The sequence below is a fragment of the Halomonas cibimaris genome (assembly GCF_039537045.1).
In the GTDB taxonomy this organism is placed as follows: domain Bacteria; phylum Pseudomonadota; class Gammaproteobacteria; order Pseudomonadales; family Halomonadaceae; genus Vreelandella; species Vreelandella cibimaris.
The window spans coordinates 135,571-156,909 of the sequence record NZ_BAAAZT010000077.1; the positions used below are offsets into that span (position 1 = coordinate 135,571).

The window sequence follows — 21,339 nt, forward strand, 5'->3', positions numbered from 1 at the left end:
GCAGAAAATGAAAATCGCCGGCAACCGTCCAACGCCCTGCCTAAAGCAGCGCCAGCTGCCGGGCCACCGGGGCAAAGCTGCGCCGATGCTCGGGGAGCGGGCCGAGCCGTTCAAGGGCCGCCAGGTGGACCTTTGTCGGGTAGCCCTTGTGCCGGGCAAAGCCGTACTCGGGGTGGCGGGCGTCAAGCGCGATCATCTGGGCGTCCCGGGCCACCTTGGCGAGTATCGAGGCGGCGGCAATGGCGTCGTGGCGGGCATCGCCCTGGACCACGGCCTGGCCCGGCAGCGTGTGCCCCGGCAGGCGGTTACCGTCCACCAGCAGATATTCCGCTGCGGGCGCCAGCGCGTCGATGGCCCGGCGCATGGCCAGGTGGGTGGCGTGATAGATATTCAGCGCATCGACCTCAGCGGCGCTGGCCTCCGCCACGGCAAAGGCCAGCGCGCGCTCGCGGATCAGCGCGTCCAGCGCCTCCCGCCGGCGCGGGGTGAGCTTCTTGGAATCCGTGAGTCCTTCAATCGGCCGGGTCGGATCGAGCATCACCGCGGCGGCCACCACGCTGCCCGCAAGCGGCCCGCGGCCCACTTCGTCGACGCCGGCCAGCCGTTCGCCGTGATAGTTCACCGTCAGCGGGGGTAACTCAGCCATGGCTGGCCTCCTCAATGCCGCGCCCTGCGGCGAGCGCTTCGATGGCGTCCGCCGCACGGGCGCTGGCGCCGCGCTGGAGCCCTTCGTGCATGCGGGCAAAGCGCGCTTCCAGAGCGGCGCGCGCGCCGGCGTCGGCAAGCATCGCCCCCAGCGCGTCAGCGATGGCCTCGGGCGTGGCGGCGTGCTGAATCAGCTCCGGCACCAGCGTTTCCCGGGCGATGAGATTGGGCAGCGAGATCCACGGCGTCTTGACCAGCCGCTTGGCCAGCCAGTGGGTGGCCGGGGCCATTTTATACGCCACCAGCATGGCCCGGTGGCAGAGCATGGCTTCCAGCGCGGCGGTGCCCGAGGTCAGCAGTACCGCATCAGCGGCCACCATAGCCTCCCGGGACTGCCCGTCAATCAGCGTGATCCGGCCCCGGGCCGGCGAAGACGCCGGCAGCGTTTCCAGCAGGCTTTCCAGCTCGTCGCGCCTTGCCGGCGTGGCCGCGGGCATCACGACTGTGAGCGTGGCAAAGCGCCGGCAGAGAAGCGCGACGGCGGCAAGAAAGGTCGCGCCCATAAAGCGGATTTCGCTGGCGCGCGAGCCCGGCAGCACGGCAAGCGTCAGCGCCTCGGGGGCAAGCGCAAGCGCTCGGCGGGCGGCGGCGCGGTTGTTTTCCAGCGGCATTTCATCGGCCAGCGGATGGCCGACAAAGGCCACCGGCACCCGATGTTCGCGGTGCTTGCGGTAAAAATCAGCCTCGAACGGCAGCAGCGTAAGCATGGCATCCACCGCGCGGGCAATGCCCTTGACCCGCCCTTGGCGCCAGGCCCACACCGAGGGGCTGACGTAGTGGGCGGTGGTAATGCCGGCCTCGCGCAGGCGCCGCTCAAGCCCCAGATTGAAGTCCGGGGCGTCGATGCCCAGCATCACATCGGGCGTAAAGGCCAGCGCATCGTTGACCAGCGCCCGGCGCACGCGCAGCAGTTCGGGCAGGTGCTTGACCACCTCGACCAGCCCCATCACCGATAGCGTCTCCAGCGCAAAGCAGCCGTGCATGCCCTCGGCCAGCATGCGCGGCCCGCCGATGCCGCGAAATTCGACGCCCGGATGGCGGCGTTTAAGCTCGCGCATCAGCCCTGCGCCGAGAATATCGCCGGAAAGCTCCCCGGCCACGATGTAAACTCGCCGAAGCGCCATCACAGGCCTCGCTGGAAAGATCGGTTCGTTCAAGGCGCCCTAGCGGACAATGCCCCGGGTGGAGCGCTCGATGGAGGCGGCAAAGCGCTCCACGGCGTCGAGGGTGTAGCGCTGGCGCATGGTGACAAGCGCCTGTTCCACGGTCAGCCCCTGGCGGTAGACCAGCTTGTAGGCGTCAGACAGGCCCTTGAGCGCTTCGCGCTCGAAACCGCGACGCTTGAGCCCCACGGCGTTCAGCCCGTGGGCCTGGGCGGGGCTGCCGTTGATCATGATAAAGGCCGGCGTGTCTTTGGTGATGATCGAGCCGCCGCCGGCCATGGCGTGTTCGCCGAAGTGGCAGAACTGGTGCACCGCGGAAAGCCCGCCGATGATGGCAAAATCGCCCAGCGTCACATGGCCGGCAAGGGTTACCTGGTTGGCCAGCACACAGTCGTTGCCGATCACGCAGTCATGGCCCACGTGGACGTAGGCCATAAACAGATTGCGCGAGCCGATGGTGGTTTCGCCGCGATCCTGCACCGTGCCCCGGTGCAGGGTTACGCCTTCGCGGATGACGTTGTCGTCGCCGAGCACCAGCCGGGTGGGTTCGCCGGCGTATTTCTTGTCCTGGCAGTCTTCACCGACCGAGGCAAACTGAAAAATACGCGTGCGCGCCCCGAGCGTCGTCGGCCCCTTGATCACCACGTGGGGGCCAACAACAGAGCCCGCGCCGATGGTGACGTTGGGGCCGATCACGCAGAACGGACCGACCTCAACGTCTTCGGCAAGGCGCGCCGAGGCGTCAACCAGAGCAGTTGGATGAATCAAGCCACCTTCCTCTCGGCGCAGGTGATCTCGGCTTCACAGGCGACTTCGCCGTCTACGGTCGCCTGGCAGGCAAACTTCCAGATGCCACGCTTGCCGCGGATCACGTTGGCTTCCAGCACCAGCTTGTCACCGGGCATGACCGGGCGCTTGAAACGCACTTTGTCGCTTGCTACCAGGTAATACACGTAGCCGTCGGCGGGGCGCTTTTTCACCGTCTTGAAGCCGAGAATGCCGCAGGCCTGAGCCAGCGCTTCAATGACCAGCACGCCGGGCATGATCGGGTGGTGCGGAAAGTGCCCGTTGAAAAACGGCTCGTTGATGCTGACGTTTTTGTACGCCACGATGGTTTCGCCTTCCACCAGCTGCGTTACCCGATCCACCAGCAAAAACGGGTAGCGGTGGGGCAAGTATTCGCGAATTTCGTTGACATCCATAACCATCGAAGCGACCTCTGTATGACAAGCCATCCGGCGCATGATGCGGATAGCCCCAGCGCTCTGGCCGGTAAAAAAAAGCAGTGGATTATACCGCGCTGCCCGCGGGCCTCAAGCGCGCCACCGTACAAATTATGCCGGCCGTCGCTTAGTCGCGGTGTTTTTCCAGCCGCGACAGTCGCTTGGCCATGTCGTCCAGCTGCTTGAAACGCACGGCACTTTTGCGCCACTGGTGATTGGCCATGGCCCCGGTGCCCGAAGAGTATACCCCGGGCTCGTGGATGGAGTTGGTCACCAGGCTCATCCCCGTTACCTGAACCCCGTCGCACAGGGTGAGATGGCCCGAAAGGCCCACCCCGCCGCCGAGCATGCAGTGCTTGCCCACCCGGGTAGAGCCGGCAATGCCCACGCAGCCGGCCAGCGCGCTGTGATCGCCAATCTGTACGTTGTGCGCAATCTGGACCTGGCTGTCGATTTTGACGTCGCGGCCGATCCGCGTATCGCCAAGCGCCCCGCGATCAATGCTTGAACAGCTGCCGACTTCCACGTCGTCACCCAGCACCACGCCGCCGAGCTGGGCGATCTTGTGCCAGCCGGCGCCGTCGTGGGCAAAGCCGAAGCCGTCGCCGCCGATCACGCAGCCGCTTTGCAAAATAACCCGCTTGCCCACCACAACGCCGTGACCGACCGTGACGTTGGCGTGCAGGCGGGTATCATCGCCAAGCTCGCTGTCGGCGCCGACCACGCTCCCCGGCCCGACCACCACGCGCTTGCCCAGCACCGCACCGGGCTCAATCACGGCGTTGGCCGCCACGCACACGCCCTCGCCCAGCCGCGCGCTGTCGGCGACCGTCGCGGCCGGATGAATGCCCGGGCGGTCCCGGGCCGGCACGGGGTCAAACAGCTGGGAAAGCAGCGCATAGCCCAGATAGGGATTGTCCAGCTCCAGGCGCGCCGCCGGGCAGCTCTCGCCGTGGTCGGGATGTAGCAGCACCGCCCCGGCGCGCGTGGCCGCCAGGTCCTTGAGATAGGCGCGGTTGGCGAGAAACGCGATCTGGTCGGGGCCGGCGTCTTTGAGTGTGGCCAGGCCGCGCACGGCGGTCTGGCCGTTGCCGACCAGCGTCGCGTCGAGATGGCGGGCAATGTCGGCAAGGGTCAAAAAGTGAGAAGCATGCGTCATAAGCGCCCAGAGATGCTAGCGGTACGGCGATCCCATACCGGATGAAGTTAATTCAGTGCGTTGAATTCCTGCGTAACCTCGTCGGTGAGGTTGGGCAGGTCCATGGATGAGTGCAGCACGCCCTGAGGCTCGACTAAAACGTCAATGCCGTGGCGCTCGATGACGCGATCAACGGCCTTTTCCAGCGTCGGCTCGGCCCGCTCAAGAAACTGCTGCTCCGAGCGCTGCTGGGCCGTCAGCACCTCGCGGCGCAGAGTCTCAAAGCGGCTGCCCTTCTGCTGCAGCTCGCCGATCAGCTCTTGGCGCTGGGCATCCGAGAGCACATCGCCTTCGCTTTGCAGGCGCTGCTGGAGGCGCTTAAGCTCGCCGCCCAGCTGCTTGGCCTGGCGCTGCTGCGTGCCCACTTCGTTTTGCAGCCGGCTCAGGGAAGACTGGGCGGAATCGGTATTCATCAGCGCCGCACGCCAGTCCAGCACGGCCACCTGGGCTGCGTACACAGGCGCTGTCACGATCAACAACGCCGCCACCGCTATCCGTTTGCGCATGCTTGTGTCTCCTCGTTGGTACGGCCCGGGTCAGGGCAGCCAGGGCCGGGTCCGCTAGAACGACTGCCCCAGAGAGAACTGGAAAAACTCGGTGTCATCGTCGCTCTCGTCGTTGAGCGGCCGCGCCACGCTGAAGGTCAAAGGGCCTACCGGCGTCAGCCAGGAAAGCCCGATCCCCGCGCTGTAGCGCAGCTCCCCCAGGTCCACGCCGGAGCTGCAGTTCTGCCGCGCGGCATCGTCATCGAGCACGTCGTAGCAGGACGTCAAAAAGGTATTGCCGCCGTCCACAAACAGCGAAGACTGCATGGAATCCTGGTCTTCGACAAACGGCATGGGAAACAGCACCTCAGCGCTGCCTTCCACCAGCACGTTGCCGCCCAGGGTGCGGTCGCGCCCGCCTTCGCGCTTGGGCGTGGTGCGCTGGCCCAGCGTGTTGGAAGTAAAGCCGCGCACCGAGCCAAGCCCGCCGGCGTAGAAGTTTTCGTAAAAGGGAAACGGGTCGCTGCCGCCGAAGGTATCGGCGTAGCCCAGATTGCCGGAGAACTTCAGCGACCATAGATCATCGTCGTCCAGGGCAAACAGCTGCTGCGCCCGGGCGCGCAGCTTGAAGTAGCTGGTATCGCTGCCGGGCGCGGCGGTTTCCACCGACAGCCGCTGGTAGCTGCCGTCGGTGGGCATGATGCCGCGGTTGAGGTTGTTGCGCGTCCAGCTGCCCGTAAGCTTCACCGCCTTGGCGCTGTCGCCTTCGTCATCGACGTAGCGCTCGATTTCCGAGGCGGTGTCGTAGTAGGTCTTGACCTTGAGATCTTCAGCGCTGGCGCCGAAGTTCAGCCGGGAAAGCTCGCTGATGGGGTAGCCGAAACTGATGCCCGCGCCGTAGGAGTCGGTGGAGTAGGTGGAGATATCCGAATCTTCATAGTCGGTTTCCCGATAGAAGACGTTATACCCCCGGGACACGCCGTTGAGGGTCCAGTAGGGGTCGGTGAAGCCGAAGTTCACGCTGGTGAAGGTGTCACTGCGCTGGGCGCCGAGGTTGACGCGGTTGCCCGTGCCCAGAAAGTTTTTCTGCGAAAGCGAAGCGCCGTAGATGACCCCGGCGCTCTGGGAAAAGCCGATGCTGGCCGATACCGATCCCGACGGCTGCTCTTCCACTTCATAGGTCACGTCAAGCTTGTTGGGTTCGCCGGGAACGCGCCGGGTATTCACTTCGACCTGCTTAAAAAAGCCAAGGCGGTTGAGGCGCTGACGCGACTGGGTAATATCGTCGGTAGAGGCCGGCGCGCCTTCCATCTGAATCATTTCCCGGCGCAGCACTTCGTCCTGGGTGGTGGTATTGCCCTCGAACTCGATGCGCCGCACGTAGGTGCGCTCGCCGGGGTCGACGTTGAGCACCAGATCCACCGTGCTGTCGGCCTTCATCGTCGGGACGGCGTTCACCTCGGCAAAGGCAAAGCCTTTAGCGCCCAGCCTTTTGCGCAGCGCCTCGGTGGAGGCGTTGAGCTTGCTGCGCGAGAACTGCTGGCCGCGATCCACCGCCAGCAGCGACCGGGCTTCGCTTTCATCGAGTATCAGCCTGCCGGTAAAGCCAATATCACCAATGCGATACTGCTCGCCCTCGTGTACGTTCAGGGTAATGTAGATATCGGTTTTTTCCGGCCCGATAGAGACCTGCGTTGAGGCCACTTCAAAGTTGGCATAGCCGCGGTCCAGATAGTAGGTGCGCAGCCGTTCGATGTCGCCGGCCAGCGCCTGGCGAGAATATTCATCGCTTGAAAACCAGCCGAAAAACATGCCCGGCCTATCCTCAAGCTCGAACAGATCGCGCAGGGTGTCGTCGTCAAAGGCGCGGTTACCCACGATGTTAATCTGGCGGATGCGTGCCACGTCGCCTTCGTTGATGTCGATATTGACCTTCACGCGGCCGTTGTCGATGGTTTCCACGCCGGCATCGATGCGCGCGCTGTAGCGCCCCTGGGACTGATACACGCTTTCCAGCTCGCGCTGGATTTCTTCCAGGGTGGAAAGCGCCAGCACCTGCCCCTCTGACAGACCGGCCTCGCGCAGCCCCTCGCGCAGGTCCTTTTCCGCGATCTGATCGTTGCCGCTGATGTTCAACTGCGCGATGGTGGGCCGCTCGACGACCTGGATCACCAGCACGCTGCCTTCCCGGGCCAGGGAGACATCGTCAAACAAACCGGTTGCAAACAGCTCCCGGGCGGCGGCGGCCAGCTCACGTTCGCTGACGGTATCGCTTGCGGTTACCGGAAAAGCATTAAAGACCGAGGCGGCGGAGACCCGCTTGAGTCCTTCTACACGAATGTCAGAAACGTCAAAGGGCTGTGCCTGGGCGCTGCCGGCTGCCGCCAGCAGAAATGCCGCCATTCCTAGGGTCTTTATTTTCATGCAGTCAGTTCGCTCGCGTTGGTCTGCCCACCGAATAGACAGGCACCTTATACATTTGTGCGGGCAGATGACAAGGCACGCTGCCACGGCACACGTTGTTACCACAGGCGCATCAGATCAAAGTACAGCGCCATCAGCATCAGCGTTCCCACCATCGCCAGGCCGATACGCAGCCCCAGGGCCTGGGTTTTGTCGGAGACCGGACGCCCACGCACCAGCTCAACGACGTAATACAGCAGATGACCGCCGTCGAGCACCGGAATCGGCAGCAGGTTGAGCACCCCCAAACTGATGGAAAGATACGCCAGAAAGCCGACGAAGGCGTCCAGCCCGGCGCGCGCCGAATCGCCGGAAATCCGGGCGATGGTGATCGGCCCGGACAGGTTGGACGGCGAGATCAGCCCGGTCAGCATCTTGCCGATGGAATCCAGGGTTAACAGCGTCATTTCGCCGGTGCGCGACACCGCCTTGCCTACCGCTTCAACCGCGCCAAAGCGCACTTCGCGGCGCATCTCGTCGGGCCACTGGGCAGCGGCCACGCCGGCCCCGATATAGCCGATCTGCGTGTCATCCGAAAGCGTCTGGCGGCTCGGTGTGAGGGTCGTTTCCCGGCTGTCACCGTCGCGCTTGAAACGCAGCGTCAGCGCCTCGCCGGGGCGCTGGCGGACGCGCTGGACCAGGCCCATCCAGTCGCTTATCCGCTCACCGTTGACCGCAACAATACGATCCCCGGGCTTGAGCCCGGCACGCGCTGCCGCCTCACCGTCCACCACCTGGCCCAGCACCGGGGGAAACGCCGGCTGCCAGGGCGTAATACCCAGGGTCTTGAGCGGCCGCGGGGGGTCCTGGCGCACCAGATAGTCCTCTACCGGCAGCGTGTAGCGCCGAGCAGCGCTTGCGCCTTCCGGGCGCGCCTGTAGCGCCAGCGCGCCGTCGTGGCCAATCAGCCCCACCAGCGCCAGGTTGACGTCTTCCCAGGAGCGCACGGGCTCGCCCTGGATACCGGTCAGCTCGTCGCCCTGGCGCAGCCCGGCTTCAAAAGCCGGCGACGCCGGCGCCACCGCGCCGACCTTGGGCACCACCACGCTGGTGCCGGCCACAAACAGCGCCCAGTAGGCCACAATCGCCAGCAGAAAGTTGGCCGCCGGCCCCGCTGCCACAACGGCGATGCGCTGCCAGACGCTTTTGCGGTTAAAGGCGCGGTGCTGCTCTTCCGGGGCCACCGGCGCTTCACGCTCGTCGAGCATTTTGACATAGCCGCCCAGCGGAATGGCGGCCACGGCAAACTCGGTGCCGTGGCGGTCTACCCGGGACCACAGCGGTTTGCCAAAGCCCACGCTAAAGCGCAGCACCTTGACCCCGCAGCGGCGCGCCACCCAGAAGTGGCCGAACTCGTGGAAGGTCACCAAAAGGCCCAGCACCACGATCACCGCTAGAATATTCTGTACCAGACCCATTGGCTGTTTCTCCTGCGCGCCGGATGCGCGGGTTAGGCGCGCATCTCAGCGTAGTGTGCCAGCCGCCGAACAGCGGCGTCGCGTGCGCGCCGGTCGGCGTCAATAATTGCCTCAAGGCGCTTGGCACCGCCCGGCGGCTGGCCTTCCAGCACGTCTTCCACCACTCGGGCAATGGATGCAAACCCCAGGCGACGATCAAGAAAGGCATCAACGGCCACTTCGTTGGCGGCGTTGAGCACGGCGGGAGCGGTGCCGCCGGCCAGCATGGCCTCCCGGGCCAGGCGCAGACAGGGAAAGCGCGCCTCGTCGGGCGGCTCGAAATCCAGCCGGGCGACCTGAAACAGATCCAGCGTGGCCACTCCCGCATCAATACGCTCCGGCCAGGCCAGGCCGTAGGCAATGGGCGTGCGCATGTCGGGATTACCCATCTGAGCGATCACCGAGCCGTCGTCGTAGGCCGCCATGGAATGCACCACGCTTTGCGGGTGAACCACGACCTGCACCTGGCTTGGGTGGGCATCGAACAGCCAGCAGGCCTCGATCAGCTCAAGGCCTTTGTTCATCAAAGTGGCGCTGTCGACGGAAATCTTGCGCCCCATGGACCAGTTGGGATGGGCGCAGGCCTGCTCGGGGGTAACCCGTTCAAGGGCCTCGGCGTTGAGATGGCGAAACGGCCCGCCCGAGGCGGTCAGCAGCAGCTGTGATACGCCGTGGCGAGAAAGGCCGCCGCGATGCTCGGCGGGTAGACACTGATAGATGGCATTGTGTTCCGAATCAATGGGCAGCAGTGTCGCCCCGGACGCGGCGATGGCGTCCATAAACAGCGCCCCGCTCATCACCAGCGCCTCTTTGTTGGCCAACAGCACGCGCTTGCCGGCCCGCGCCGCGGCCAGCGCAGGCAACAGCCCGGCGCCGCCGACAATAGCCGCCATAACGGTATCGGCGGCGCTATCGCGGGCCACATCACACAGCGCCTCGGCGCCGGCCGCCACGCGGGTGGCTATGCCTGCCGCGGCAAGCTCGCGGCGCAGCCAGGCCGCGTCGGCCTCACCGTCAAGCACCGCCACCGCCGGGCGGTGCTCAATACACTGGGCCAGCAGCGCCTTTTTTGACGTGTGCGCCGTCAGCGCATACACCGAGTAGCGCTCTGGGTGGCGGGCGATCACGTCCAGGGTATTTTTGCCGATGGAGCCTGTGGCCCCCAGCACGGTAATTCGGCGAACGGCGGCGTCCATCATAGGGCCAGCACCTGCAGGTAGAAAAGCGCGAACACCGGCACCGCCGCGGTCAGGCTGTCAATGCGATCCAGCACGCCGCCGTGGCCGGGCAGCAGGTTGCTGGAATCCTTGATCCCACAGTGGCGCTTGAGCATGCTTTCCAGAAGATCCCCCAGCACCGATACCAGGGTCACCCCGGCGGTGGCCGCCAGCAGCAAGGCAGCCGCCGCCGCGCCCAGCGACTGCCAGGCCGCGAAAACCAGCGCCAGCAGCGCTGTGGCAACCATGCCGCCCATTACTCCTTCCCACGACTTGCCCGGGCTGACCGCCGGGGCAAGCTTGCGCCGGCCAAAGGCGCGTCCGGTAAAGTAGGCGCCGATATCCGCCGCCCACGTCAGCAGCAGCACAAACAGCAGCCACACGCCGCCCGGCTCGCTGGCGCGCAGCACGTTAAAGCCGACCCAGCACGGCACCAGCACACAAAAGCCCATGACAAGCCGCCGACTCGTTGTCTGCCACTGGGTCACGGCGGCCGGATAGCGCGATACCCAATACAGGTTCAGCGCCCAGCCCAGCGCCCCCAGCACCAGCGGCCAGCTGGCCCGGGCCGCACCGCCGAACCACAGCGCCAGCAGCACACCGGCCAGGCCGGCCAGCGTAAGCCCGCGTCCCAGCGACGTTGTGACACCGGCCAGATGGGCCCACTCTCGGCCGGCCAGCAGCACAATGGCGCCGGCAAACAGCGCAAAGGCGCCGCCGTCAAGCCCGAACAGCCCGGCCAGCGCCAGCGGCGCCAGCCAGGCGGCGGTAAGTATGCGCTGTTTAAGCACCCTGGACCTCTGTTTGCTCGTCGTTCATGCCGAAGCGACGCTTGCGCCCGGCGAAATCGTCAAGGGCGGCGTCCAGCGCATCAGCGCCGAAGTCCGGCCATAACAGCGGAGAAAAATGCAGCTCGGCGTAGGCCAGCTGCCACAGCATAAAGTTCGAAAGCCGCTGCTCGCCGCTGGTGCGCACGCACAGGTCAACCGGCGGCACGCCGGAATGCGCCATGGCCTGATCGAGCCGGTCAGCATCAATGTCGGCGGCGTCAAGCGTGCCGGCCGCTACCTGCTCGGCCAGCTGCCGCGCTGCACAGGCGATATCCCACTTGCCGCCGTAGTTGGCGGCAATCACCAAATGCATGCCGGCATTGTTTCGGGTCAGCGCTTCGGCGCGCGCGATACGCTGCTGAATGGCATGGGAAAAGCCCTGCCGATCCCCCAGGATGGACAGGCGGATTCCGCGTTCGTGGAGCTTTTTGACTTCGCGCTTGAGCGCCATCAGAAAAAGCTCCATCAGCGCGTTGACCTCGCTTGCCGGTCGCCTCCAGTTTTCACTGGAAAAGGCAAACAGGCTAAGCGTGCCCACGCCGCGTTCACCGGCGCGCTGGATCACCGCGCGTACCGACTCGACGCCGGCCCGATGGCCGCGCACGCCGGAAAGGCCGCGCCTTTTCGCCCAGCGGTTGTTGCCGTCCATGATAACGGCTACGTGGGCGGGCAGCGCCGGCGTTTGCACGTTGCCACAGACGTTGTCAGCGCGGGCCGGGCGTGTATCAGTAGGCGACGGTGGCGTCATGGCATCTCGGCTCTGAAATCAGACATGGAAAGCAACGCGAGGTCGAAAACGGCGGCATCGGGCGGCGATAGCGCACCGTGCACGCTACACCTTCATCAGATCGTCTTCTTTGGAAGACAGCGCTTTATCAATCTCGGCGATATGCTTGTCGGTCAGCTTCTGGATCTCTTCTTCGCCCAGGCGCTGGTCGTCTTCGCTGATGTCTTTGTCCTTGAGCCGCGTTTTGAGGCTGGCGTTGGCGTCGCGGCGCACGTTGCGTACCGCCACCCGCGCGGTTTCCGCTTCGCTGCGCGCCTGCTTGATGTAGCCCTTGCGGGTTTCCTCGGTGAGCATGGGCATGGGAACGCGAATGACGTTGCCGGCGCTTGACGGGTTGAGACCCAGATCCGACATCATGATGGCCTTTTCGATCTTGGGCACCATGTTGCCCTCCCAGGGGCTTACCGTCAGCGTGCGCGCGTCTTCCACGTTGATCGACGCGACCTGGTTGAGCGGAACCTCGCCGCCGTAATAGTCAACGGTGACCGCATCGAGAATACTCGGATGGGCACGGCCGGTACGAATCTTGTTGAAGTTGGCATGCAGCATCTCGACGCTTTTTTTCATGCGGGTTGCGGCATCTTTCTTGATGTCTTCCATCACTTACCCTCGCGTATTAGCCTTGGTTGATCAGCGTGCCTTCCCGGCCTCCCACGACCAGGTTCAGCAGCGCGCCCGGCTTGTTCATGTCGAATACCCGCACCGGCATATTATGGTCACGCACCAGACAGATAGCGGTCAAATCCATGACGCCGAGCTTTTGCTCCAGCGCATCATCGTAGCTGAGCTGCTCGTATTTCACCGCATCCGGATGCTTTTCCGGGTCCTTGTCGTAGACGCCGTCGACCTTGGTCGCCTTGATCACCACGTCCACGTCGACCTCGATGCCGCGCAGGCAGGCGGCGGAGTCGGTGGTAAAAAACGGGTTGCCGGTGCCGGCGGAAAACAGCACCACATCGCCCGATGTCAGATAGCGAATCGCCGACCGGCGGTCGTAGTGTTCCACCACGCCGCTCATCTGAATGGCCGACATGACCCGGGAGCGAATGTTGGAGCGCTCCAGCGCATCGCGCATGGCCAGCGCGTTCATCACCGTGGCCAGCATCCCCATGTGATCCCCGGTGACGCGGTCCATGCCCGCCTCGTTGAGCGCGGCCCCGCGAAACAGGTTGCCGCCGCCGATGACAATGCCGACCTGCACGCCGATGCCGACCAGCTGGCCGATTTCCAGCGCCATGCGGTCAAGCACCTTCGGGTCAATGCCAAAGTCGTGCTCGCCCATCAGCGCCTCGCCCGAGAGCTTGAGCAAAATACGCTTGTAGTTTGACTTGGAGCTGCTCGACTGCGGGCTTTCAGCCTTGTGGGCGGCGGGGGACAGCGGTTCGTTTGTCTGGTGGGGCATGGCAACTCTCCTGCAGCAGGCGTGAGCGGATAAATGGCGGTGGCTCCCGGAAGCGGGAAGCAGATACACAAAGGCGTGCGCCGGGACGCACGCCTCATGGACAGAAACGCAGGCCTTAGGCGCGGCCAGCCTGTTCCATGACTTCCTTGGCAAAATCGACTTCTTCGACCTCGATGCCTTCACCCACTTCAAAACGGGTAAAGCCGACCACTTCGCCGCCCGCTGCCTTGACGTATTCAGCCACGCTCTGGTCAGGGTTTTTGACGAAGGGCTGCTCGGTCAGGCTGTTTTCCGCCAGGTATTTCTTCAGGCGGCCCTGGACCATTTTTTCGGCAATGTTTTCCGGCTTGCCGGCCATGTCCGGCTGGGCCAGGATAACCGCTTTTTCAGCGTCCAGCTGCTCCTGGGGCATGTCGTCGGGACGGGCAACGCTTGGGTTGATCGCCGCGACGTGCATGGCAACGTCCTTGGCGGCCTCAGCGGTGCCGCCCTTGAGCACGGTCAAAACGCCGATGCGGCCGCCGTGAACGTAGGCGCCCACGGTGTTGCCCTCGCCGGCGTCCACCACCACGGCGCGACGCACGCTGATGTTCTCGCCGATCTTTTGCACCAGCTCTTCGCGGGTCTTTTCCAGATCGCCTTGCATCACCGCGGCGACGTCGTCGTTTTTGGCGGCGAAAAACGCATCCACAATCGTATCGGCAAACGCGGTGAAGTTGTCGTCGCGGGCGACAAAGTCGGTCTCGGAGTTGATCTCGACCATAACGCCGTAGCTGCCGTCGTCGGCTACCCGGGTAACGACGGCGCCTTCAGCGGCGGTGCGTTCGGCTTTCTTGGCGGCCTTGAGGCCGGAGTTTTTGCGCAGATTTTCAATCGCGACGTCGATATCGCCGTCGGTTTCGGTGAGTGCTTTTTTGCACTCCATCATGCCAAGGCCGGTGCGCTCGCGCAGTTCCTTGACCTGAGAGGCGCTGATAGCTGCCATGGGAATTCACCTCTGATAAGTCTAACGAAATGATGAAACGCCATGGCCAGGGGGCGCACCCCCTGGCCGGTACCACAAGCGAGCCGGCTTACTCGGCGGCAGCGCTTTGATCGGCGGCCGGGGCCTCGTCGTCGGTAACTTCGACAAACTCGTCCGGATCCCCTTCCTTGGCGCTGGCGCAGGCGTCAGCGATGGCCTTGACGTAGATCTGAATGGCGCGGATGGAGTCATCGTTGCCCGGAATCACGTAGTCAACGCCGTCAGGGTTGGAGTTGGTATCCACCACGCCGATGACCGGGATGCCCAGCTTGTTGGCCTCGTTGATGGCCAGGCGCTCGTGGTCTACGTCGACCACAAACAGCGCGTCCGGCAGGCCGTTCATGTGCTTGATACCGCCGATGGAACGCTCAAGCTTGTCTTGCTCGCGGGTGGTCATCAGCACTTCTTTTTTGACCAGCTTTTCGAAGGTGCCGTCTTCGTGCATCGCTTCCAGGTCGTGCAGGCGCTTGATGGACTGACGGATGGTCTTGAAGTTGGTCAGCATGCCGCCGAGCCAGCGGTGATTGACAAACGGCTGGCCGACGCGGTTGGCTTCTTCCTTGATGATCTTGCTGGCACTGCGCTTGGTGCCGACAAACAGGATCTTGTTGTTGGCCGCGGCCATCTTGGCGACAACGTCGATCGCTTCGTTCAGCGCCGGCAGCGTGTACTCAAGGTTGATGATGTGGATCTTGTTGCGCGCGCCGAAGATGTACTGGCTCATCTTCGGGTTCCAGTACTTGGTCTGGTGGCCGAAGTGAGCACCTGCCTTGAGCAGGTCACGCATATTGACATGTGCCATGGTAGAACTCCTGAAACTCGGGTTAGGCCTCCACGCACCCCATGGATCCGACCGGCGACGCCGCGTGGCGTTCATCGGCACCCGGGACCATGTGCCGGTGCATGTGTGTTTTCAAGGCTTGCGGTTACTAATATAAGTAGCGGCTGCCGCGCCGCGGGGCACGGTAGCGACACGCTTCGTTGCAACGCCGGGGCGAGCCCTTATCGGCTCCGGCCGAGGCCGGGGTGCATAGCGCTGCCCGGATACGACGCACGATTGCAGGAAAGCGCGCGGCTTTATACCATAGTTCCCCGTCAAGATGAAGTCGCCGCGCCTTTTACCGGCTTATCCGCGGGCCGGATCTTATCCGCTGGCTTCACCGCCTTATGGCTTTCACCTTCTATATCAACGAGTATCCATGAACGTCCCGATTAAAACGTCCGCCGAAATCGACAAGATGCGCGTGGCCGGCCGCCAGGCGGCCAGCGTGTTTGAAATGATCATCCCCCACGTCAAGGCGGGCATCAGCACCGGGGAAATTGACCGCCTGTGCCATGACTATATCGTCAACGAGCTGGGCTCGACCCCGGCGCCGCTGAACTATCACGGCTTTCCCAAGGCGACGTGCACCTCGATCAACCATGTGGTCTGCCACGGCATCCCTGATGACGCCAAAAAGCTTAAAAAAGGCGATATCCTGAACCTCGACATCACCGTCAGAACCGCTGACGGCTATCACGGCGACTCCAGCATGATGTTCATCGTCGGCGAGTCCATTCAGGGCGAGCGCTTAAGCCGGGTGACCCAGGAATGCCTGTATAAAAGCATGGCCGCCATCAAGCCCGGCGTGCGTTTGTCCGAGCTTGCCCGGGTCATCCAGCACCACGCCGAGGCCAGCGGCTATTCGGTGGTGCGCGACTTTTGCGGCCACGGTATCGGCGCCGACTTCCACGAAGAGCCGCAGTTTCTGCACTACGACGGCTACGCCCCGGAAGCCGACATCGCGCTTGCCCCCGGCATGTGCTTCACCATCGAACCCATGATCAACGTCGGCAGCTACAAAACCAAGGTGCTGCGCGACGGCTGGACGGCGGTGACCCGGGACCGCAGCCTTTCCGCCCAGTGGGAGCACACTCTGCTGGTCACCGACACCGGCGTGGAAGTGCTCACCGCCCGGCGCGACGAAGACCTGAGCTTTCTCGAGGGCTAATGCTGCTTCATCACTACCGCTTCGTGCCGGATACCACCCTGCTCGATCTCGACGCTTTTCGCGCCGAGCTCGCCGGCTCGCGCTCGCCGGTCGCGCCGTTCAAAGCGGCGCTGGCGTCGCTTCAGCAGCAGCTGGACGCGCGCTTTCGCCAGGGTGCCGACATTCGCGATCTGGTGCGCGGGCGCGCCTGGCACCTCGACCGGCTGCTGGCCGTTGCCTGGGCGCAGCACGCCTGGCCCGACGACGGCATTGCCCTGCTCGCCGTGGGCGGCTTTGGCCGCGGCGAGCTGCACCCGCATTCCGATATCGACCTGATGGTGCTGCTCGAAGGCGATGACGACCGCGCCTACCGCGAGCCGCTCACCGCCTTTATCACTTTTCTCTGGGATATCGGTCTGGAAATCGGCCACAGCGTACGCTCGCTTAACGACTGCGAGCGCGAAGCCCGGGACGATGTCACGGTGATGACCAACCTGCTGGAAACCCGGCTGATAAAAGGCCCTGAGCGCCTGCGCGACGCCCTGCGCGAACGTCTGGATACCCGCCGGCTGTGGCCTGCCGATCGTTTTTTTGCCGCCAAGCGCGACGAGCAGCTCGCCCGCCACCAGCGCTACAGCAACTCCGAATATCACCTGGAGCCCAACATCAAAAGCTCCCCCGGGGGGCTTCGCGATATTCAGATGATCGGCTGGGTGGCCAAGCGCCATTTCGGCACCGAGCACTACGCCGATATCGTCGCCAACGGCTTTATGAACGACGCCGAGCTGCGCATTTTAAGCCAGGGACAGGCGTTTTTGTGGCAGGTGCGCTACGCCCTGCACATGCTGGCCGGGCGCGCCGAAGACCGCCTGCTGTTTGACCACCAGCGCCGCATCGCTGAGCTGTTCGGCTTCAAGGACAGCGCCGAGCGTTTGGCCGTCGAGCAGTTCATGAAGCGCTACTACCGCCACGTCACCGCCCTTGCCGGGCTCAACGACATGCTGTTGCAGCACTTCGACGAGGTCATTTTGCGCGGCGGCGAGGCGCTGGCAACCATTGAGCTCAACGAGCGCTTCGAGACCCGCGGCGGCTATATTCAGGCGCGTTCGCGCTCGCTGTTTCGCGAGCATCCCGAAGCGCTTTTGGAGCTTTTTCTGCTCATGGCCAACCACCCCGAGATCGAAGGGGTGCGCGCCGACACCATCCGCCTGATCCGCGATCACCGCCACCTGATCGACGATCACTACCGCGAAGATCCGGCGCACCAGCGGCTGTTTCTGGCGCTTCTGCGCTCGCCGGGCAACGTGGCGCGCCAGCTCAGGCGGATGAACCGCTACGGCATTCTGGGCAAGTACCTGCCCGAGTTCGGCCAGGCCGTGGGGCTGATGCAGCACGACCTGTTTCACCTCTACACCGTGGATGCCCACACCTTAAAGCTGCTCAAGCTTTTGCACCGCTTTCGCAAGCCCGAAGCGCGGACGGACTACGCCGTGGCCGCCGAGCTGATGCCCAAACTGCCAAGGCTGGACGTGCTGTGGATCGTCGGGCTGTTTCACGATATCGGCAAGGGCCGCGGCGGCGATCACTCCATCATCGGCGCGCGGGACGTAGAAGCGTTTTGCCACAGCCACCGGCTTTCCGCCCACGATACGCGCCTGGCCAGCTGGCTGGTGGAGCATCACCTATTGATGTCGATGACTGCGCAAAAGCGCGATATCACCGATCCTGAAGTCATCCGCGATTTCGCCCTGACCGTGCACAACGAAACCCGGCTGGACTACCTGTACGTGCTCACCGTGGCCGACATCAACGCCACCAACCCGTCGCTGTGGAACGGCTGGCGAGCCACGCTTTTGCGCCAGCTCCACGCCGAAACCCGCCGCGCGCTGCGCCGCGGGCTGGACAACCCGCCGGACCGCGACGACTGGGTGCGCGAAACCCGCGACGAGGCGCGCTCACTGCTCCACGATGCCGGCATCGACGACGCTCGCATCGACCCGCTGTGGGATTCGCTGGGCGAAGACTACTTTTTGCAGTACGCCCCCGGCGAAATCGTCTGGCAGACCCGGGGCATTCTCGCCCACCGCGACCCGCAGCTGCCGCTGGTGCTGATCAGCGCACCCGCCGACGGCATGGAAACGGGCGGCACCCAGGTGTTTATCCATACCCGCTCGGTGGACGATCTGTTTGCCGCCACCGCCGCGGCCATGGAACAGCTGGGGCTTTCCATTCACGACGCGCGCATCGCCACCTCGCACAACGACTGGACGCTGAACACCTTTATCGTGCTGGACAACCAGCACCAGGCCATCCGCGATAGCGAACGCATAGAAGAGATGCGCCGCCATCTGGTCGAGGAGCTGGACGACCCGGACGACTATCCGCGCATTGTCACCCGCCACACCCCGCGCAAGCTCAAGCACTTCAAGGTGGCCACCCACGTCAGCATCGAGCAGGACCCGGCCAACGAGCGCACGCTGCTGGAGCTCACCGCCCCGGATCGCCCCGGGCTTCTGGCCCGGGTGGGGCGCATTTTCATGGAGCAGGACATCGCTCTTTCCGCCGCCAAGATCGCCACGCTCGGCGAGCGCGTGGAAGACGTGTTTTTCATCACCACCAAGGCCGGCGAGCCGCTCACCGATCCCGACCGTCAGGCCCGGCTGCGCGAGCGTCTGATCGACGTGCTGAGCGTATAACGACGAAGGATCACCCGAGGACACCATGCTCACCCTTTACACGATTACCACCTGCGACACCTGCCGCAAGGCCCGCCGGGCGCTTGATGCACAGGGCACGGAGTACCGCCTGCACGACCTGCGCCGAGACGGCGTGCCACAGGCGCTGATCGACACGCTGCTGGCCGAGCGCGGTGCGGCGGGCGCGGCCAACAAACGCAGCAAGACCTGGCGCGAGCTGGATGACGCCGACAAACGCGCCTTCGCCGCCGACGCCCCGGACACGGCCCGGGCCCGGGCGCTTCTGGCCGAGCACCCTACCCTGCTCAAGCGCCCGCTGCTCACCGCCGCTGACGGCATCCTGCTTGCCACCGGCTACCGGGACGGCGACTACGCCGATCTTGGCACGCTCTGACGCCTGAGGCGCGGCGGGCCGCCGCGCCCATTCCGCAGCATCTTCTGCATTCAAGGAGCGACGCATGCTCAGCTTTGCACTCGGCATCGGCACCCAGAACACCCAGGGCGACTGGCTGGACATCTACTACCCGGCCCCGCTTTTTCAGCCGGACGCCAGCCTGACCGACGCCGCCCAAAAGGCGCTGGACGCCCCGGACGGCAACGCCGCCGTGAGCTTTCTGCCCGAAGACTGCCCGACCCTCGCCCGGGCGCTGGCTGACGCCGGCCACGCCGAACAGGCCGAGCTTGCCGAGGCGCTGGGGGCAAGCCGGCGCCCGCTGGTGGCCATGTTTATCGACCGCGACCGGCCGCCGCAAACCGCGCCCGAGGTCTATCTCAAGCTGCATCTGCTGTCCCATCGCCTGGTCAAGCCCCACGGCGTGGACCTCACCGGCATGTTCGGCCTGCTGCGCAACATCGCCTGGACCGATGAAGGCCCCGTTGACATCGAAGAGCTGCCCGCCCGCCGGCTCAAGGCGCGCCTGGCCGGGCGCACCTTGCGCGTGGACTGCGTGGACAAGTTTCCCAAAATGGCCGACTACGTCGTCCCCCGTGGCGTACGCATCGGCGACACCTCCCGGGTGCGGCTGGGCGCCTACCTCGGCGAAGGCACCACGGTGATGCACGAAGGCTTTGTCAACTTCAACGCCGGCAGCGACGGCCCGGGGATGATTGAAGGGCGCGTCTCCGCCGGCGTCACCGTGGGCAAGGGCTCGGACCTGGGCGGCGGCTGCTCCACCATGGGCACGCTGTCCGGCGGCGGCAACATCGTCATCAAGATCGGCGAAGGCTGCCTGATCGGCGCCAACGCCGGCATCGGCATTCCGCTGGGCGACCGCTGCACCGTGGAGGCCGGGCTCTACGTGACCGCCGGGGCCAAGGTCACCCTGATCGACGCCGAGGGCAGCGAGGCCGGCGTGGTCGCCGCCCGGGCGCTGGCCGGCCAGAGCGATCTGTTGCTGCGGCGCAGCTCGCAAAACGGGCGCATCGAATGCTTGACCAACAAGAGTGCTGTGGCACTGAACGAGGCGCTGCATGCCCACAACTGAGTCTGCCACGCTCCAACTGGCCTGCGAGCTGATGCGCCGGCCCTCGGTCACCCCGGACGACGAAGGCTGCCAGGCGCTGCTCATCGCGCGGCTTGAGGCGCTGGATTTTCATATCGAGCGCCTGCCCTTCGGCGAGGTCGACAACCTCTGGGCGGTGCGCGGCCACCACGGCCCGGTGCTGGCCTTTGCCGGCCATACCGACGTAGTACCCAGCGGCCCGGAAAGCGCCTGGCAGTATCCGCCCTTTGAGCCGTGCATCGACGCGGACGGCATGCTCTGCGGGCGCGGCGCGGCGGATATGAAAGGCAGCCTGGCCGCCATGATCACCGCCGTGGAAGCTTTCGTTGCCCGCCACCCGGATCACGACGGGCGCATCGCCTTTTTGCTCACCTCCGATGAGGAAGGCCCCGCCAGGGATGGCACCCGGGCGGTGGTCGAGCACCTTCGCGAGCGCCACGAACGGCTGGACTACTGCATTGTCGGCGAGCCTTCGTCCACCGCGCGGCTGGGGGACGTGATCAAAAACGGCCGGCGCGGCTCGCTGGGCGCCGTGCTGCGGGTACAGGGGATTCAGGGCCACGTGGCCTATCCGCATCTGGCGCGCAATCCGGTCCACCAGGCCATGGCAGCGCTGGATGCGCTGATCCAAGAGCGCTGGGACGCAGGCAACGCCTTCTTTCCCGCCACCAGCTTCCAGATTTCCAACCTGCGCGCCGGCACCGGGGCCACCAACGTCATTCCCGGCGAGCTGGAAGTGATCTTCAACTTTCGTTTTTCCACCGAGGTCACCGCCGACGCGCTCAAAACGCGCACCGAAGCGCTGCTGGACGCCTATGGCCTGGCCTACGAGCTGGACTGGAACCTCAGCGGCGAGCCGTTTTTAACCGCCGCCGGCGCGCTGATCGACGCCGCCACACAGGGCGTGCAGGCCGTGACCGGCAAGCGGCCTGAACTATCCACCTCCGGCGGCACCTCGGACGGGCGCTTTATCGCCACGCTGGGGGCCCAGGTGGTGGAGCTGGGCCCGCTCAACGCCACCATCCACAAGGCCAACGAGCGCGTTCGCGCCGCGGATCTGGACGACCTGAGCCGCATCTATACCGCCATTGTTGAGGCGCTGTTCGGCCCGGCCGCCAGCGCGTAAGCGCGTCACAAAAGCCGCGCGTATTACGCAAAAAAACCCCGCCGCGGCGGGGTTTGGATAAAGCGAAGGCGCCTGGCTTATGCCAGCAAAA

Annotated in this window: 20 protein-coding genes; 5 read left to right on the plus strand and 15 right to left on the minus strand. The window is 64.8% G+C overall.

Going from position 1 to position 21,339, the window contains the following annotated elements:
• Positions 1-40 precede the first annotated feature (40 nt).
• The 15 genes from rnhB to rpsB form a co-directional block, all read right to left on the minus strand.
• A complete protein-coding gene (rnhB, locus tag ABD654_RS11725) occupies positions 41-646 on the minus strand; it encodes a ribonuclease HII (RefSeq protein ID WP_344705068.1) in 606 nt (201 codons plus the stop codon).
• Positions 639-1,829 carry a lipid-A-disaccharide synthase gene (gene lpxB / locus ABD654_RS11730; protein WP_344705069.1) on the minus strand — a complete coding sequence of 397 codons (1,191 nt, stop codon included), beginning with the start codon at positions 1,827-1,829 and terminating at the stop codon, positions 639-641. Before lpxB ends, rnhB begins: the two co-directional genes overlap by 8 nt.
• 39 nt (positions 1,830-1,868) lie before the next feature.
• Positions 1,869-2,636 carry an acyl-ACP--UDP-N-acetylglucosamine O-acyltransferase gene (lpxA, locus tag ABD654_RS11735; RefSeq protein WP_344705070.1) on the minus strand — a complete coding sequence of 256 codons (768 nt, stop codon included), beginning with the start codon at positions 2,634-2,636 and terminating at the stop codon, positions 1,869-1,871.
• Positions 2,633-3,076 (minus strand): 3-hydroxyacyl-ACP dehydratase FabZ, encoded by a 444-nt coding sequence (gene fabZ, locus ABD654_RS11740; RefSeq protein ID WP_344705071.1) that lies wholly within the window; start codon positions 3,074-3,076, stop codon positions 2,633-2,635. Before fabZ ends, lpxA begins: the two co-directional genes overlap by 4 nt.
• Positions 3,077-3,218: 142 nt before the next feature.
• Complete coding sequence (gene lpxD / locus ABD654_RS11745; RefSeq protein ID WP_344705072.1) at positions 3,219-4,250, minus strand: UDP-3-O-(3-hydroxymyristoyl)glucosamine N-acyltransferase; 1,032 nt, start codon at positions 4,248-4,250, stop codon at positions 3,219-3,221.
• A gap of 47 nt (positions 4,251-4,297) precedes the next feature.
• Positions 4,298-4,795, minus strand: a complete 498-nt coding sequence (locus tag ABD654_RS11750) for an OmpH/Skp family outer membrane protein (RefSeq protein WP_344705073.1) — start codon at positions 4,793-4,795, stop codon at positions 4,298-4,300.
• A 54-nt stretch (positions 4,796-4,849) separates the two neighbouring features.
• Entirely contained in the window at positions 4,850-7,198 is a 2,349-nt protein-coding gene (gene bamA / locus ABD654_RS11755; RefSeq protein ID WP_425552770.1) for an outer membrane protein assembly factor BamA, read from the minus strand.
• Between the two features lie 98 nt (positions 7,199-7,296).
• Entirely contained in the window at positions 7,297-8,655 is a 1,359-nt protein-coding gene (gene rseP / locus ABD654_RS11760; protein WP_344705075.1) for an RIP metalloprotease RseP, read from the minus strand.
• Between the two features lie 32 nt (positions 8,656-8,687).
• Positions 8,688-9,893 carry a 1-deoxy-D-xylulose-5-phosphate reductoisomerase gene (gene ispC / locus ABD654_RS11765; protein ID WP_344705076.1) on the minus strand — a complete coding sequence of 402 codons (1,206 nt, stop codon included), beginning with the start codon at positions 9,891-9,893 and terminating at the stop codon, positions 8,688-8,690.
• The gene (locus tag ABD654_RS11770) at positions 9,890-10,702 is read right to left on the minus strand and encodes a phosphatidate cytidylyltransferase (RefSeq protein WP_344705077.1); all 813 of its coding nucleotides are present in this window, start codon (positions 10,700-10,702) and stop codon (positions 9,890-9,892) included. Before ABD654_RS11770 ends, ispC begins: the two co-directional genes overlap by 4 nt.
• A complete protein-coding gene (uppS, locus tag ABD654_RS11775; protein WP_344705078.1) occupies positions 10,695-11,489 on the minus strand; it encodes a polyprenyl diphosphate synthase in 795 nt (264 codons plus the stop codon). Before uppS ends, ABD654_RS11770 begins: the two co-directional genes overlap by 8 nt.
• An 84-nt stretch (positions 11,490-11,573) precedes the next feature.
• A complete protein-coding gene (gene frr, locus ABD654_RS11780) occupies positions 11,574-12,131 on the minus strand; it encodes a ribosome recycling factor (protein ID WP_344705079.1) in 558 nt (185 codons plus the stop codon).
• A gap of 13 nt (positions 12,132-12,144) precedes the next feature.
• Complete coding sequence (gene pyrH / locus ABD654_RS11785; RefSeq protein WP_344705080.1) at positions 12,145-12,930, minus strand: UMP kinase; 786 nt, start codon at positions 12,928-12,930, stop codon at positions 12,145-12,147.
• Between the two features lie 115 nt (positions 12,931-13,045).
• Positions 13,046-13,915, minus strand: coding sequence for a translation elongation factor Ts (gene tsf / locus ABD654_RS11790; RefSeq protein WP_344705081.1), 870 nt, complete (start codon positions 13,913-13,915; stop codon positions 13,046-13,048).
• Positions 13,916-14,003: 88 nt separating this feature from the next.
• Positions 14,004-14,756, minus strand: a complete 753-nt coding sequence (gene rpsB / locus ABD654_RS11795; protein WP_344705082.1) for a 30S ribosomal protein S2 — start codon at positions 14,754-14,756, stop codon at positions 14,004-14,006.
• Positions 14,757-15,153: 397 nt separating this feature from the next.
• Here rpsB and map point away from each other — a divergent pair, with 397 nt between their 5' ends.
• The 5 genes from map to dapE all read left to right on the plus strand — a co-directional run bounded on the left by map (position 15,154) and on the right by dapE (position 21,248).
• On the plus strand, positions 15,154-15,945 hold the full coding sequence (map, locus tag ABD654_RS11800) for a type I methionyl aminopeptidase (protein WP_344705083.1): 792 nt from the start codon (positions 15,154-15,156) through the stop codon (positions 15,943-15,945).
• A complete protein-coding gene (locus tag ABD654_RS11805) occupies positions 15,945-18,620 on the plus strand; it encodes a [protein-PII] uridylyltransferase (RefSeq protein ID WP_344705084.1) in 2,676 nt (891 codons plus the stop codon). Before map ends, ABD654_RS11805 begins: the two co-directional genes overlap by 1 nt.
• Positions 18,621-18,645: 25 nt before the next feature.
• On the plus strand, positions 18,646-19,014 hold the full coding sequence (locus ABD654_RS11810; RefSeq protein ID WP_344705085.1) for an ArsC/Spx/MgsR family protein: 369 nt from the start codon (positions 18,646-18,648) through the stop codon (positions 19,012-19,014).
• A 64-nt stretch (positions 19,015-19,078) separates the two neighbouring features.
• Positions 19,079-20,104 (plus strand): 2,3,4,5-tetrahydropyridine-2,6-dicarboxylate N-succinyltransferase, encoded by a 1,026-nt coding sequence (dapD, locus tag ABD654_RS11815; protein ID WP_344705086.1) that lies wholly within the window; start codon positions 19,079-19,081, stop codon positions 20,102-20,104.
• Positions 20,091-21,248 (plus strand): succinyl-diaminopimelate desuccinylase, encoded by a 1,158-nt coding sequence (dapE, locus tag ABD654_RS11820; protein ID WP_344705087.1) that lies wholly within the window; start codon positions 20,091-20,093, stop codon positions 21,246-21,248. Before dapD ends, dapE begins: the two co-directional genes overlap by 14 nt.
• The last annotated feature ends 91 nt before the right edge of the window (positions 21,249-21,339 follow it).